Genomic DNA, 14,875 nt, shown 5'->3' on the forward strand with positions numbered 1-14,875 from the left:
CCGCAATGGAACACGAAGCAATGAACAAGCAACACGAAGACGACAAGCCCGGCGTGGATACGCCGGATGACGCCGCCCGGCGCAAGCTGATGGTGCGCGGCGGCATGGTCGCCGGTGGCATGGCCGCCTTTGCGGCCGGCTACGGCGAAACGGTGGCGCGGGCCGTCAAGGGCCTGGCCCAGGGCACGGCCGGCGTGCCGACCGCGCACGCGGTGCGCGGCAACTCGTTGACGCCCGAATTTCGCATCGACCCGCTGACCGGCGTCTTAAGCGCCCAGCCGGGCCAGACAGTCAGCCCGTCCAGCTGCCTGGGCTGCTGGACACAGTGCGGCGTGCGCCTGCGCGTGGACACCGCGCAAAACCGCATTCTGCGTGTGGCCGGCAACCCATACCACCCCTTGGCCACGACGCGGCCGGCGGCCATGGAAGCGCCCGTGCGCGAGGTCTACGCGCAGCTGGGCGGCGACAACGGGCTGGAAGGGCGCGCCACGTCCTGCGCGCGCGGCTCGGCCATGCTTGAACAGATGCACAGCCCGTACCGCGTGCTGCAACCGCTAAAGCGCGTGGGTGCGCGCGGGGAAGGCAAGTGGCAAAGCATTTCGTTCGAGCAGCTGGTGCAGGAAGTGTGCGAAGGCGGCGACCTGTTCCGCGAAGGCCACGTTGACGGGCTGCGCGCCATCTACGACCGCGACACGCTGCTGGACCCGGAAAACCCCGAGTACGGCGCGCGCGTCAACCAATTCCTGTTCACGGATGCGTCCAACGAAGGCCGCACGCCGCTGATCCAGCGCTTTGCCGCGCAGTCTTTCGGCACCGTCAATTTCAGTAATCACGGGTCGTATTGCGGACAGAGCTTTCGGGTGGGCGCGGGCGCCGCATTGGGCGACCTGAAGGGCATGCCCCATGGCAAGCCGGATTGGGACAACGCGCGTTTCGGCCTCTTCATCGGGGCGGCGCCCGCGCAGGCCGGCAATCCGTTCCAGCGCCAGGCCCGGCAGTTGGCCGAGGCGCGCGTGCGTCCGCAGGCCGACAGCTTTACCTACGTGGTCGTGTCGCCGGTATTGCCGGCCTCGTCCAGCCTGTCGGCCGGTTCCGGCAATGAATGGGTGCCCGTGAATCCCGCCAGCGACCTGGCGTTGGCCATGGGCCTGATCCGCTGGATTCTGGACAACGAACGCTTTGACGCCAAGGCGCTGGCGCAGCCCGGGCCGCAGGCCATGAAGGCGGCGGGCGAGGCCGCCTGGACCAACGCCACGCATCTGGTCGTGGCCGAACCCGGCCACCCGCGCCTGGGCACTTTTTTGCGTGGCGCGGACATGGGCTGGCCGCGCCCCGCGGACGCCGGCGACAAGTGGGAAGACGTGTACGTGGTGCGTCGTGATGATGGCACGCTGGCCCCGCACACGGACGCATCGCCCGCGACGTTGTTCGTGGACGAACGCATCGCTGCACCGGGCCTGGCGGGCGCGCCCGATGCGCTGCGCGTCTGTTCGTCGCTGACCCTGCTGCGCGAGGAATCGCATCGCAAATCGCTGGATGAATACGCCGACCTGTGCGGCGTGCCGGCGGAAAAGATCGCCCAGCTGGCGCAGCGCTTCACCAGCTACGGCAAGCGCGCCGTGGCCGACGCGCATGGCGGCACGATGAGCGGCGCAGGCTTCTACACCGCCTACGCCATCGCCATGCTCAACACGCTGGTGGGCAACCTGAACGTGGACGGTGGCCTGGTGCTGGACGCCGGCCCGTTCCCGCCTTACGGCCCGGGGCCGCGCTACAACATCGCCGGCTTTGCCAACCGCGCCACGCCCAAGGGCGTGGCCTTGTCGCGCAACCGTTTTCCCTACGAGAAATCCAGCGAATTCTCGCGCAAGAAGGCGGCGGGCCAGCCTGCCTATCCCGCATCGGCGCCGTGGTATCCGGCCACCGGCGGGCTAAGTTCCGAGATGCTGGCCTCCGCGCTGGCGGGGTACCCGTATCGCGCCAAGGTGTGGTTCAACCACATGAGCAACCCGGTCTACGGCATCGCGGGCTTCAAGTCCCTGCTGGCCGACAAGATGAAGGACCCGCGCATTCTGCCGCTGTCGGTGTCGATCAACCCGTTCATCAACGAGACCAACGCGCTGGCCGACTACATCGTGCCCGACACCGTTACCTATGAAAGCTGGGGCGTGTCGGCGCCGTGGGCCGACGTGGTCGCCAAGGCGTCCACCGTGCGCTGGCCGGCCGTGCAGCCGTTGGTGGCGCGCACCGCTACCAATGAACCGGTCTGCCTGGAAACGTTCCTGATCGCCTGCGCCAAACGCCTGGGCATGCCGGGCTTTGGCGCCAACGCCATCACGGACAAGGACGGTGGCAAGCACGCGCTGGACACGCCCGAGGACTTCTTTTTGCGCGGCATGGCCAATATCGCGTTCGCGGGCGGACGCGCCGTGCCCGAGGCCACCGACGAAGACATGGCCTTGACCGGGGTGGAACGCTATCGCGACCTGCTGCAACGCAAGCTGAAACCGGGCGAGTGGCGGCAGGTGGCGATGCTGATGAGCCGGGGCGGGCGTTTCGACAAGATGGACGACGCCTGGGTGCAAAGCGGTTCGGGCCGGCAGACGCGCGCGGCGTACGCCAAGCCGCTGCACGTATGGAGCGAGGACCTTGCCGCGTTCCGCCACGCCATGACGGGCGAGCGTTATAGCGGCTGTCCCACGTGGTATCCGCCGCGCCTGGCGGATGGCCGCGACGTGCGCGCCGAGTATCCCGCGCAGGATTGGCCGTTCTTGCTGACTTCGTTCAAGTCGAACCTGATGAGTTCGATGTCGATCGGGGTGAACCGGCTTCGGCAGGTGCATCCGCATAACCCCGTGTCGATCAACCGCCAGGACGGCGAACGGCTGGGCATCCGCAACGGCGACGCGGTGCGCATCGTGACGCCGGGCGGCGCGGTGAGCGGGCTGGCGCTGTTGCGTGATGGCATCCAGCCGGGCGCGGTCGGCATCGAACACGGATACGGCCACACTGAACTGGGCGCGCGCGCGCACGTCATCGACGGCAAGGCCATGGCGCACGACGCGTCGCTGGCGGCGGGGGTCAACCTGAATGACCTGGGCTTTGGCGACGCCACGCGTGGCGTGCACGCCAACGTGTGGATCGACTGGGTCTCCGGCGCCGCCGTGCGCCAGGGCTTGCCGGCGCGGATCGAGCGGGTCTGAGGCGCGCGTCAGCGCACCACGGTGTCTGCCACCAGCTCCAGGTCGCTGGCCCGGATGTCCACGTCGGGCAGCACGCCCGACAGGTCGCCGGGTTCGGCCGCCGCCTTGCCCGAGCGGCTGATGCGGATCTCGACGCGGACGCGGCTGGCCTTGGACAGCGTTGCGTCCGGCGACATGGCGCTGCCGTCATCCAGCACAAACGCGCGCGGCAGGTCAGAGACGCGCCACTGCGTGATGGCCAGCGGCATGCGCGAGCCCGTGACCGGCCGTGCCAGGATGAAGACGGTATCGCCGGGCTGCACCTGATCGCGAAGGGCGTCGGCGATGCGCGCCGTGCCGGATAGACGGGCGGGGGCAGCCGTGGCGTTGCCATTAACGCTTGCGTTGTTGGCCGACGGTGCGCCGGCCTGAAGACCGCTGGCCGGCATGACGGGTTCGCCGCCTGGGGCGCCACGGGTCGGCATGCTCGGTTCGTTGTCTTTGGCGTCAGTTCCTGGCATGACCGGTGCTCCGTCTTTGACGCCAGTCGTCGGCAAGACCGGTGCTCCGTCTTTGACGCCAGTCGTCGGCAAGACCGATGCGCCGGCCGCCATGGCGCGTGCCTGCGCGATGTTCGACTGGATCTGGCGCGCGGCGTCGGAGTCCGCCGGCAGCAACGCTTGCAGCCGCTGCCAATGGCCCAGCGCCTCGGCGGCGTCGCCCCGACGCAACGCCATCATGCCGGCCAGCGCCAGCGCCTTGGGCTGGTCCGGGTCATTGGCCAGCGCCTCGGCCACCGCCGCGATGGCGTTGGCGTCGGGCTTGCCCTGGTTGGCGGACAACAACGCGTCGGCCAGGTCCGCCAAGACGACGGGTTGGCCCGGCACCAGGCGCAACACCTGCCGATACGCGGCCACGGCGTCCGTATAGCGCCCCAGCGTTTCGTAGGACCGCGCCAGCATGTACCAGCCGTCGGCATCGTCCGGGGCGGCGCGCAGCCGCCGGGCCAAGGCGTTGATGGCCATGGCCATGTCGTTGGCGCTGTCACTGTCGTTGTCATTGGCTGCCGGATTATTCGGCGCCGCACCGATTGCCGGGTCGCTCGCAGCACCGTTCTGCAAACCAATCGACGGGTCGATCCCCACACCGTTCTGTACACCGTTCGCCGCGTTGCCGCGCGCCATGTTGGCATGCGCGGGCGCTGCGCGCGTGGCCGTCATGTCCGCCACCGCGCGCGGATTGCCCAGCTTGCCGTATAGCAACACGGCAGCCACGGGCACCAGCACGCTCAACAGGCAGGCGGCGGCCAAGGCGGCGCGCTGGCCGCCCGCCGGTCCCACGCGGGGCTGCCTGGCCGCCAGGTCTTGCAGCAGTTCTCGCTGCAATTCTTCTTCCGCGCGCAGCCTGGCCTGGGGCGTCAGGCTGCCGCTGCGCACGTCGCGCTGCAATTGCTCGCGCTGCGCCAGATAGAAAGCGCGCAGGCTTTCGTCAGCGGCGGGCGCGGTGGACGGCGCGCGGCGCAGCAGAGGTGGGATGAGGCATAGCAAGGTCGCCAGCAACAGCAGCACGACGACGATCCAGAGCGTGGTCATGGGCCGGTGTCCAGAAAGTTCGCGGCGCGTGCGCGCTCGTCGGCCGTCAGCGGCGCGCGCGCCACGGCGCGCCGCTTCAGGGTGCGCAGCAACACCCAGAAGCCCAACGCCAGCAGGGCGAACGGCCCCAGCCACAGCAACCACGTTATGGGTTTGAAGGGCGGGTCGTAGCGCACGAAGTCGCCATAGCGGTCTTCAAAGAAACGCATGATTTGCGCGTCGCTGCGGCCGTCGGCCAGTTGCGCGTGGATCAGCTTGCGCATGTCATGCGCCAGCGGCGCGTTGGAGTCAGCCAGGCTCTGGTTCTGGCAGACCAGGCAGCGCAACCCGTGCGCCAGCTTGTCGGCGCGTTGCTGGTCGGCGGGCGATAGCGCGGGCAGGGCGGCAGGGGCGGGCGGCGAAGCGGCCTGCACAGCTGATGCGCCGAATGACAACGCGAATGACATCACGAGCGACATCAAGACTGGCATCACGAGTGACATCACGAGTGGCATCACGAACGACACCAAGAACGGCGGCAAGAACGGCGGCAAGAACGCCAAGACGGCCGTCGATGTTCGCGCCGGTTCCGACGGCAGCGTTGGCCTTAGCTCCGTCAATCCTGCTATCCCGGGTTTATGCCGCCGTCTCATTTCAGCGCCTCGATGATCGGCAATATCCGCGACCGAAAGATGTCGGGTGTGATCAAGCCCAGATGCTTGTGGCGGATGCGGCCCGCGCCGTCGATCACGAAGGTCTCCGGCACGCCGTACACGCCATATTCAATGCCCACGCGCCCGTCCGTGTCGCTGGCCGACGCGACGTACGGGTTGCCGTTGCGTGCCAGCCAGGCGGCGGCGTCGTCCGGCTGATCTTTGTAGTTCAGCCCGTACAGCGGAATGGCATATTGCCGGGCGGCCTCGCGCAGCACGGGCACTTCTTCCTGGCACGGCGCGCACCAGGATGCCCACACGTTCAGCAGCCACACCTGCCCGCGCAGCGCTTGCACGTCCAGCCGTTCGCCGGGCGATTGCAGCACGGGCAGGTTGATGGCGGGGGCGGGCTTGTCGATCATGGCCGATGGCACGGCGCGCGGGTCTCGCGACAGCCCCATCGCCAGGAACACGGCCATTGCCATGAAGACAGCCAGCGGCAGCGCGTAGCGCATCAATAGCCCTCCCGGGCTTGACGCCGGGCCGGTGCCACGGCGGGCGGGTTCTGGCGTGCGACGGCTTCCTGCTGCCGGCGATAGCGCTTGTCGCCCGCCGCCAGCAAGCCGCCCAGCGCCATCAACAGGCACCCGGCCCAGATCCACGTCATGAAGGGCTTGACCTGGATGCGCACCGTCCAGGCCGTGTTGCCGCCGGCATCGTCCACCGGTTCGCCCAGCGCCACGAACAGGTCGCGCGTGGGGCCGGTGTCGATGTCGGCCTGGCTTAGCGCCATGTCCTGCACGGTGTACAGGCGTTTTTCGGGATACAGCGTCACCACGGGTTTGCCATCGCGCGTGACGATGAATTCGGCGCGCTGGGCGGTGTAGTTGGGGCCGGTGGCGGGCGCGATGCCGGCAAACTTGAATGCGTAGCCGCCCGCTTCCTGGGTGGCGCCGACGTCCATGCGGATCTCGTGTTTGACTTCATAGCCGTTGGCCAACGTGACGCCCGCGATGAAGACGCCGATGCCCGCGTGCGCCAGCAGCATGCCGTACCAGGATCGCGGCTGCCGAGCCAGGCGGCGCAGCCATTGTCCGTGGGCGCCGTCGTTCAAGCGTTGCCACGCGTGCGCGCCGCAGGAGGCTACTGACCAGGCGGCCAGCCACAGCCCAAGCATGACCAGCGGCGAGCCCAGCCGCGCCGGCCCGGGCATGGCCAGCGGCAGAACCACGGCGGTTGCGACGCTGACGGCGAAGGCCGCTCGCAGGCGGCGCGCCAGGTCGGGCACTTCGGCCTGTTTCCAGCGCGCGACCGGGCCCACGCCCATCAAGAAGATCGCCGGCGTCATCAGCGGCACGAACACCGCTTCGAAGTAGGGCGGGCCGATGGATATCTTGCCCCAGTCCAATACGTCCAGCACCACGGGGTACAGCGTGCCCAACAGCACCGCGCCCGCCGCCACCGTCAGCACCACATTGTTGGACAGCAACAGGGATTCGCGCGACAGCAACGAAAACCCGCCGCCCAGGCCCACCGACGGCGCGCGCCACGCGTACAGCGCCAGCGAGCCGCCGACGATCACCGTCATGAAGGCCAGGATGTACAGGCCGCGTCCCGGGTCCACGGCAAACGCATGCACGGATGTCAGCACGCCCGACCGGACCAGGAACGTGCCCAGGATGCTGAGTGAAAACGTGCAGATGGCCAGCAGCACCGTCCAGCTGCGAAATGCGCCCCGGCGCTCGGTGACGATCAGCGAATGGATCAGCGCAGTGCCAGCCAGCCAGGGCATGAACGACGCGTTTTCGACGGGGTCCCAGAACCACCAGCCGCCCCAGCCCAGCACGTAGTAGGCCCATGCGCTGCCCAGCAGGATGCCCACGGTCAGGAACGTCCACGCGGCCAAGGTCCATGGCCGCACCCAGCGCGCCCACAGCGCGTCCAACTCACCGGACAATAGCGCCGCGATGGCAAAGGCGAAGGCCACGGAAAAACCCACGTAGCCCATGTACAGCATCGGCGGGTGCACGATCATGCCGGGGTCTTGCAGCAGCGGGTTCAGGTCGCGGCCGGCCATGGCGGGCGGCATCAACCGTTCGAACGGGTTGGACAGGAACAGCATGAACAGCAGAAAGCCCACGCTGATCCAGCCCATGACCGCCAGCACGCGGCCGGTAAAGGGCAGGGGCAGGCGGTGGCTGAAGACGGCAACCGCCAGCGTCCAGGCAGACAACAGATACAGCCACAGCAGGAGCGAGCCCTCGTGCCCGCCCCACACGGCGGCAAAGCGATAGGCCGCGGGCAGGTCGGCATGCGAATTGCCCGCCACATACAACACCGAAAAATCGTTATCGACGAACGACCACGCCAGGCAGCCGAAGGCCAGCGTTGTCAGGCAGAACTGGCCTACGGCGGCGGGGCGTGCCACGCGCAACCCTGCCTGCCAGCCGGTGGCCGCGCCGATCAGTGGCAGCGTCGCCTGCGCCAACGCCACCAGCAGGGCAAGGATGAGGCTGAACAGGCCGATCTCGGGAATCATCGGGCCTCCGGGCGCAAGGGGCCGGCAGCGGCAAGGTTGTTGGGCCCGCTGCCCTGCGTGCCGCCGGCCTTGCCATCGGCGCCATCGACGCCACTGGGGGCGTTGCGCGCGCGCTTGAGCGCGTCGGCGGCCTCCGGCGGCATGTAGTTTTCGTCGTGCTTGGCCAGTACCTGCGTGGCGCGGAACACGCCGTCGGCATCCAGCTTGCCGGCAACCACCACGCCTTTGCCTTCGCGGAACAGGTCGGGCAGCAGGCCCTGGTAGGTGACGGGCACGGTGTGCGCGGTGTCGGTCACGATGAAGCGTAAGGTGACGCCGTCCGGTTCGCGCCGCACCGAGCCTTGTTCGACTAAACCCCCCACGCGAAAGCTGCCGCTGCGTGGCGCCTCGTTCGCCACGACCTGGCTGGGGCTGAAGAAGAACACCAGGTTCGATTGCAGCGCGTTCAACACTAGCGCCGTGGCCATCGCCAACAACGCCAGGCCGCCCGCGATGGCCCATGCGCGGCGCTTACGCGGGGTCATGGACTGGCCTCATGGACGGGCCTCATGCACGGCCTCATGGACGGGCGCATGTGCGGGACTCATGGACCGGGGCCTCGACGGACTCATGGGCGCCCCGACGAAGCGGGCGGGTCGGACAAACCGCGCGATGGGGGCGGGCTGAACTGCTGGCGCGGCCTGCGCATGCCGGACCGCTTGCGCGCGCGGCGCCATAGCGAAAATACCTCCAGCGCCATCAACGCCGCCGTCACGCCGTAGGCGCCCAGCAGGTAAGGGCCATGGCCTTGCAGCGAGAACAACGCGTCCCAGCTCATGGCGCCTCCGGTCGGCTGGGGCGCACGGCGCCCGGTTCGCGTTGCGCGATCAGGCCACGCACGCGTGCCAGCGCCACCGCCGCGCTGTACAGCCAGAACGCCGCCACCATCAGCAGCATGGCGGCCACCATGATGCGCGCCATGCTGGGCGCGGTGGTCAGGCCGATAGATGCGCCCTGATGCAAGGTGCTCCACCATTGCACCGAAAAATAGATGATCGGCACGTTGACCACGCCGGCCAGCAGCAGGATGGCGCCGCCGCGGTCGGCCCGGCGCACATCGTCGGTGGCCGCTTGCAGCGCGATGAAGCCCAGGTACAGAAATAGCAGAATCAGCTCGGAGGTCAGCCGCGCGTCCCAGACCCACCACGCGCCCCAGGTGGGCTTGCCCCAGAGCGCGCCGGTCCACAAGGTCAGGAACGTGAACAGCGCGCCGGTGGGCGCCAGCGCGCGCATCATCATGAAGGACAGGCGCGTGTTGTAGACCAGGCCCAGCGTGGCATATGCCGCCATCACCAGGTACAGGAACATCGACATCCAGGCGGCCGCCACGTGTATGAACAGAATGCGGTAGACCTCGCCCTGCTGGCTGTCCGGCGGCGCGACGACCAGGCCCACGACCAAGCCCGCTGCACCAAACAGCGCGGCCGCCAACGCCAGCCAGGGAATCAGCCGACCGGCAAGCGGGTAGAACAGCGCGGCAGAGGCATAGCGCATCCAGCCATAGCCGGCGCTTGCGTCCGCCCTTGCAATGGAACCGGAATCGAAGACAGGTCGCTTCTGCATGGGGTCCCTCATTCCAACGCCACGCGCAGCGCGGCGGACGCGCTCCAGGGGCAAAGCAGAATCGCCAGGCACAGGCATGCGCCCAGCAGCGATAGCTGCGGCCCCGCGCCCAACCCGGCATGCGTGGCAGACACCGCGCCCGCGCCGAATATCAGCACCGGCACATACAGCGGCAACACCAGCAGGGGCAACAGCGCAGCGCCGCGCAGGCCCAGCGTCAGCGCCGCGCCCAGGCCGCCCACCAACGCCAGCGTAGGCGTGCCCAGCAGCAGGGACAACACCAGCACGCCGATGGCTTGCGGCGGCAGGTCGAATTGCAATGCCAGGATGGGGCTGGCCAGTATCAACGGCACGCAGCCGCTGAACCAGTGCGCCGCCAGCTTCACGCCCACCAGCAGCGGCAACGGATGCGGCGAGACCAGCAGCTGCTCCAGCGCGCCGGTGTCGTGGTCTTGCGAAAACGGGCGATGCAGGCTTAGCAGGATGCCTAGCAGCGCGCACACCCACAGCACCCCCGGCCCGATGGCGCGCAGCAGCGCCGGGTCGGGGCCGACCGCCAGCGGAAACAGCGACCCGGCGACCACGAAAAACAACGTCGCGCCCAGCGTGTCGGCGGGTCGCCGCCAGGCCAGCCGGATGTCACGCAACACCAACTGAGACAGCGTAGCCAGCATCCGCGTAGTCATCCATGTTCAGGGTTTGCAAGCGATTGGAAGCGGTGGCGGGCTGCCGATGGCAGGCCACCACCGCCGCGCCGCCATCGTCCAGGTGCGCATTCAGTTCGGTCCACAGTTGTTCGAGGCTGGCCGCGTCCAGCCCCGCATCGGGCTCGTCCAGCAGCCACAACGGCTTGCCGCCCAGCATGACGCCGGCCAGCGCCACCCGGCGCGCCTGGCCTTGCGACAAACGGGCCGCCAGTGTGTGCAGGCAGGCGTTCAGGCGCCAGGCCGTCAGCCCTGCCGCGATGGCGTCATCGCTTTGCGGCACGCCCGCCACATGCAGGCAGTAGCGCAGATTTTCCAGTGCGGTCAGGTCGCCGCACAGCGCGTTGGCGTGGCCCAGATACGCCACGCGCGCGTGGTACGACGACGGGTCGCGGAACACATCCCGCCCCAGCGCCTGCAACGAGCCGGCCATGGGCCGCAGCAAACCGGCCAGCATGCGCAGCACGCTGCTTTTGCCGCTGCCGTTGGCGCCGCGCAGATGCAGTAACTGCCCGGCATGCACATCAAAGTGCAACGGGCCCACGCCTTGCCCCGGCACACCGCCGCGCGGGCAGCATAGGCCGTTGGCGGCCAGCAGGGGCGCGGGCGCGTCAGCGGGCCGCATTGGCGGGCTCCACCTTGGCTGGCCCGGCCTTGGCGATTTCCTTCGTTGCGCCGGCCGCCGGCGCTGCGTTCGATGTTTGTGCCGGCGGGATATGCGGCAACGTGTGCGCGATGCCCTTGTGGCAGTCGATACAGGTCTTGGACTTGTCCGCCAGATACGTGGAATGCATATTCTGCGCACGTACGCTCTGGCGCGTGAAGTCCATGTATTCGTAGTTGTGGCAGTTGCGGCATTCCAGCGAATCGTTCGCCTTGAAGCGTGCCCATTCGTGCTGCGCCAGTTCCAGCCGCTTGTCCACGAATTTTTCGCGCGTGTCGATGGTGCCGAAGATCTTGCCCCACACTTCCTTGGACGCCTGCATCTTGCGCGCGATCTTGTCCGTCCAGTTGTGCGGCACGTGGCAATCGGAACACAGCGCGCGCACGCCGGAGCGGTTGGTGAAGTGGATGGTGCCCTTCAATTCCGCGTAGACGTTGTCGCGCATTTCATGGCAGCCGGTGCAGAATTTTTCGGTGTTGGTCAGCTCCATCGCGGTGTTGAAGGCGCCCCAGAACAGGATGCCGCCGATGAAACCGCCTATCGTCAGAAAGCCCAGGCTGAAATGCACGCTGGGGCGGCGAATGATGTTCCAGTAGCGCGTCAGAAGCTTGACCATGGCGGAGTCCTGTCCGTTACTTCTTGCCTGTGGCGGGGGCGGTCAGGCGCTTGAGGATCACGTCGATGTCCTCATAGGTGTTGGACACCAGCGGCTTGGCCTCGGCCTGCGGCACATGGCATTGCACACAGAAATACCGGCGCGGCGACACCTCGGCCAGCACGTTGCTGTCGCGGTCCATGTAATGCGTGACGCTAAGCGGCGGCGCCTGGGTTTCCTCGGTGTTCACGCGAGCATGGCAGGACAGGCAGCGGTTGTAGTTTTTGTCGATCTGATAGCCATCGATCTTGTGCGGAATGGTGGGCGGCTGCATCGAATACGTCCGCATCCGCTTGATGTCCTTGTTCTCGATGGGGCTGATCAAGGGCGGGTCGGTCTCGTCTGCAATGGGCGTGGGGCCCCGCATGGGGTCTTCGACCTCCAGCGGCGGGGCAGCGCGGGCGGCGCAAGTCAACAGCACACCCGCAACTAGGGCGATGGCGATGGCGGCGGCGCGGTGGTTCATGGCTGTCTCCCCGTGGCCGTCAAACCTTGACGATCCGGACCGCGCACTTCTTGAAGTCGGTCTGGAACGAGATCGGGTCGGTGGCGTCCAGCGTCACCTTGTTGATCAGCTGGCCGGCGTCGAACCAGGGCACGAACACCAGGCCGCGCGGCGGCTTGTTGCGTCCGCGCGTTTCCAGCCGGGTGCGCATCTTGCCGCGGCGCGATTCGATTTCGACTTCCACGCCCCGCCGTAATCCCATGGCCTGCGCGTCGTCCGGGTGCATGAAACAGACCGCGTTTGGAAAGGCACGGTACAGCTCGGGCACGCGCCGCGTCATGGACCCCGAATGCCAGTGTTCCAGGATGCGGCCGGTAGACAGCCAGAACGGGTATTCCTTGTCCGGCGATTCAGGCGGCGGCTCGTAAGGCAGGGCATAGATGATGGCGCGGCCGTCCGGGTGGCCGTAGAACTCAAAGCCCGCGCCCGCCTTCACGTAGGGGTCGCTGCCTTCGCGGTAGCGCCACAGCGTCTCTTTGCCGTTGACCACCGGCCAGCGCAAACCGCGCACCTCGTGGTAGGTGTCGAAGGGTGCCAGGTCGTGGCCATGGCCCCGGCCGAACTCGGCATATTCCTCGAACAAGCCCTTTTGCGCATAGAAGCCGAATGCCCGGGCTTCCTGGTTTTCATATTCCGCATTCAATTCGCTATTGGGAAATTTGTTGACTTTGCCGTTGGCGTACAGCACGTCAAACAGCGTCTTGCCGCGATACTCCGGCTTCTTGGCCAGCAGGTCAGCCGGCCAGACTTCTTCCACCTTGAAGCGCTTGGAAAACTCCATCAGCTGCCACAGGTCGGAACGCGCATCGCCGGGCGCGTTCACCAGTTGATGCCAGAACTGCGTGCGCCGTTCGGCGTTGCCGTAGGCGCCTTCTTTTTCCACCCACATGGCGGTGGGCAGGATCAGGTCGGCCGAAATGGTCGTGACCGTGGGGTAGGCGTCCGACACCACGATGAAGTTGGCCGGGTTGCGGTAGCCGGGCAGCCCTTCGTTCATCAGGTTGGCGGCGGCCTGCATGTTGTTGTTCACCATCACCCAGTAGGCGTTGATGGTGCCGTCCTTCAGCATGCGGTTCTGCAACACCGCGTGCGCGCCGACCTTGTCGGGGATGGTGCCGTCCGGCAACTGCCAGATTTCTTCCGCGTGGGCGCGATGCTTGGGGTTGGTCACCACCAGGTCGGCCGGCAGCCGATGCGAAAACGTGCCCACTTCGCGCGCCGTGCCACAGGCCGACGGCTGGCCCGTCAGCGAGAACGGGCTGTTGCCGGGCGTCGAGATCTTACCCGTCAACAGGTGGATGTTGTAGGCCATGTTGTTGGCCCAGACGCCGCGCGTGTGCTGGTTGAAGCCCATCGTCCAGAACGAGGTCACGCGGATTTTCGGGTCGGCGTACAGTTCGGCCAGATCCTGCAATTGCTTTTGCGGGACGCCGGTCAGCTTGGACGTATATTCCAAGTCGTATTTCGAGACGAACTTGGCGAATTCATCGAAGGTGATGGGCTTGGATCCCCCCGCCTTGTCCGCGTTCTTGGCCGCCTTTTGCAAGGGATGGTCGGGGCGCAGGCCATAGCCGATGTCGGTATTGCCTTCGTGAAATACGGTGTGCTTGTCGACGAAATCGCGGTTCACCCGCTTGGTCTGGATGATGTAGTTGGCGATGTAATTCAGGATGGCCAGGTCGGTCTGCGGCGTGAAGGTCAGCGTCAGGTCGGCCAGTTCGTACGAGCGATGCTCGAAGGTGGACAGCACCACCACGCGCGTCTTGGGCGCGGACAGCCGGCGGTCGGTCACGCGGGTCCACAAGATGGGGTGCATCTCGGCCATGTTCGAGCCCCACAGCACGAAGGCGTCGGCGTTCTCGATGTCGTCATAACAGCCCATGGGTTCGTCGGCGCCGAAGGTGCGCATGAAACCCACCGCCGCCGACGCCATGCAGTGGCGCGCGTTCGGGTCCAGGTTGTTGGACCGGAACCCCGCCTTCATGAGCTTGAGTGCCGCGTAGCCTTCCCAGATGGTCCATTGGCCCGAGCCGAACATGCCAACCGCAGTCGGTCCCTTGTCTTTCAGGACGCGCTTGAACTGTTCGGCCATCACGTCAAAGGCCTGGTCCCAGGACACGGGGGCAAACTCGCCGTCCTTGGCGTACTTGCCGTCTTTCATGCGCAACAGCGGCGTGGTCAGCCGGTCGTTGCCGTACATGATCTTCGACAGAAAATAGCCCTTGACGCAATTCAGCCCCTTGTTCACCTCGGCATTGAAATCGCCGTGCGTGGCCACGACCTGGTTGTCCTTGACCGCGACGTTCACGCCGCAGCCGGTCCCGCAGAACCTACAGGGCGCCTTCGACCATTTCAGCTTGGCCGCTTCGGATTCGGTCACGATGTTTTGCGTCATGCCGACGATGGGAATGCCCGCCACGGTGGCCGCGGCTGCGGCGGCGGATTGCTTGATGAAATCTCTACGAGCCATGGACATCGCCAATCTCCTCGTTCATCGCGGCCAGCGTGTCGGCATGCTGGTAGACCAGCGCCGAAGCCAGTACGCCATCCAGGCGCTGGATCTCGGAGATCCGCGCCATCATGTCGTCGGTGGTGGGCGCTTCCAGCGTGACGACCAGCTTGCCGGTGTCGGACGCGCCGTGGATGTCCGAGCCCGCTATCGCCAGGATGGCGGCGCGCACGTCGGGCAAGCGGTGGGGCAGGGCATGCACAACCAGACTGGCGATGTGCAGCTCGGGCGGCGCCGGGGGCGGCGCATTGGGGGGGAACGCGGACATGGAGGGGTTTCCGTCGCGTGGCA

General features: G+C 67.1%; 14 protein-coding genes. 1 reads left to right on the forward strand and 13 read right to left on the reverse strand.

Annotated elements, in window-relative coordinates:
• The first annotated feature begins 20 nt into the window (after positions 1-20).
• Positions 21-3,203, forward strand: coding sequence for a tetrathionate reductase subunit A (locus YH64_RS12605; protein ID WP_046804569.1), 3,183 nt, complete (start codon positions 21-23; stop codon positions 3,201-3,203).
• Between the two features lie 8 nt (positions 3,204-3,211).
• Here YH64_RS12605 and ccmI read toward each other — a convergent pair whose 3' ends face one another.
• The 13 genes from ccmI to YH64_RS12670 all read right to left on the reverse strand — a co-directional run bounded on the left by ccmI (position 3,212) and on the right by YH64_RS12670 (position 14,852).
• Positions 3,212-4,774, reverse strand: coding sequence for a c-type cytochrome biogenesis protein CcmI (ccmI, locus tag YH64_RS12610; protein WP_143215356.1), 1,563 nt, complete (start codon positions 4,772-4,774; stop codon positions 3,212-3,214).
• Positions 4,771-5,220, reverse strand: coding sequence for a cytochrome c-type biogenesis protein CcmH (locus YH64_RS12615; protein WP_370512743.1), 450 nt, complete (start codon positions 5,218-5,220; stop codon positions 4,771-4,773). The genes ccmI and YH64_RS12615 overlap by 4 nt, the downstream gene beginning before the upstream one ends.
• A gap of 182 nt (positions 5,221-5,402) precedes the next feature.
• Positions 5,403-5,924: a DsbE family thiol:disulfide interchange protein gene (locus YH64_RS12620; protein ID WP_082134458.1), complete on the reverse strand. Its 522-nt coding sequence runs from the start codon at positions 5,922-5,924 to the stop codon at positions 5,403-5,405.
• Positions 5,921-7,945, reverse strand: coding sequence for a heme lyase CcmF/NrfE family subunit (locus YH64_RS12625; protein ID WP_046804572.1), 2,025 nt, complete (start codon positions 7,943-7,945; stop codon positions 5,921-5,923). Before YH64_RS12625 ends, YH64_RS12620 begins: the two co-directional genes overlap by 4 nt.
• Positions 7,942-8,469 (reverse strand): cytochrome c maturation protein CcmE, encoded by a 528-nt coding sequence (ccmE, locus tag YH64_RS12630; protein WP_046804573.1) that lies wholly within the window; start codon positions 8,467-8,469, stop codon positions 7,942-7,944. The genes YH64_RS12625 and ccmE overlap by 4 nt, the downstream gene beginning before the upstream one ends.
• A gap of 83 nt (positions 8,470-8,552) precedes the next feature.
• The gene (gene ccmD, locus YH64_RS12635; RefSeq protein WP_046804574.1) at positions 8,553-8,762 is read right to left on the reverse strand and encodes a heme exporter protein CcmD; all 210 of its coding nucleotides are present in this window, start codon (positions 8,760-8,762) and stop codon (positions 8,553-8,555) included.
• Positions 8,759-9,547 carry a heme ABC transporter permease CcmC gene (gene ccmC / locus YH64_RS12640; RefSeq protein ID WP_046804575.1) on the reverse strand — a complete coding sequence of 263 codons (789 nt, stop codon included), beginning with the start codon at positions 9,545-9,547 and terminating at the stop codon, positions 8,759-8,761. Before ccmC ends, ccmD begins: the two co-directional genes overlap by 4 nt.
• Before the next feature lie 8 nt (positions 9,548-9,555).
• Positions 9,556-10,221 carry a heme exporter protein CcmB gene (gene ccmB / locus YH64_RS12645; protein WP_046804576.1) on the reverse strand — a complete coding sequence of 222 codons (666 nt, stop codon included), beginning with the start codon at positions 10,219-10,221 and terminating at the stop codon, positions 9,556-9,558.
• Complete coding sequence (gene ccmA, locus YH64_RS12650; protein ID WP_046804577.1) at positions 10,187-10,876, reverse strand: heme ABC exporter ATP-binding protein CcmA; 690 nt, start codon at positions 10,874-10,876, stop codon at positions 10,187-10,189. The genes ccmB and ccmA overlap by 35 nt, the downstream gene beginning before the upstream one ends.
• Entirely contained in the window at positions 10,863-11,531 is a 669-nt protein-coding gene (locus YH64_RS12655; protein WP_046804578.1) for a cytochrome c3 family protein, read from the reverse strand. Before YH64_RS12655 ends, ccmA begins: the two co-directional genes overlap by 14 nt.
• Before the next feature lie 16 nt (positions 11,532-11,547).
• A complete protein-coding gene (locus YH64_RS12660) occupies positions 11,548-12,036 on the reverse strand; it encodes a nitrate reductase cytochrome c-type subunit (protein ID WP_143215357.1) in 489 nt (162 codons plus the stop codon).
• Between the two features lie 19 nt (positions 12,037-12,055).
• Entirely contained in the window at positions 12,056-14,551 is a 2,496-nt protein-coding gene (gene napA / locus YH64_RS12665) for a periplasmic nitrate reductase subunit alpha (protein WP_046804580.1), read from the reverse strand.
• Positions 14,535-14,852 (reverse strand): chaperone NapD, encoded by a 318-nt coding sequence (locus YH64_RS12670; RefSeq protein ID WP_046804581.1) that lies wholly within the window; start codon positions 14,850-14,852, stop codon positions 14,535-14,537. Before YH64_RS12670 ends, napA begins: the two co-directional genes overlap by 17 nt.
• Between the last annotated feature and the right edge of the window lie 23 nt (positions 14,853-14,875).

This window comes from Achromobacter sp. LC458, from assembly GCF_001005835.2.
In the GTDB taxonomy this organism is placed as follows: Bacteria; Pseudomonadota; Gammaproteobacteria; order Burkholderiales; family Burkholderiaceae_B; genus Achromobacter; species Achromobacter spanius_B.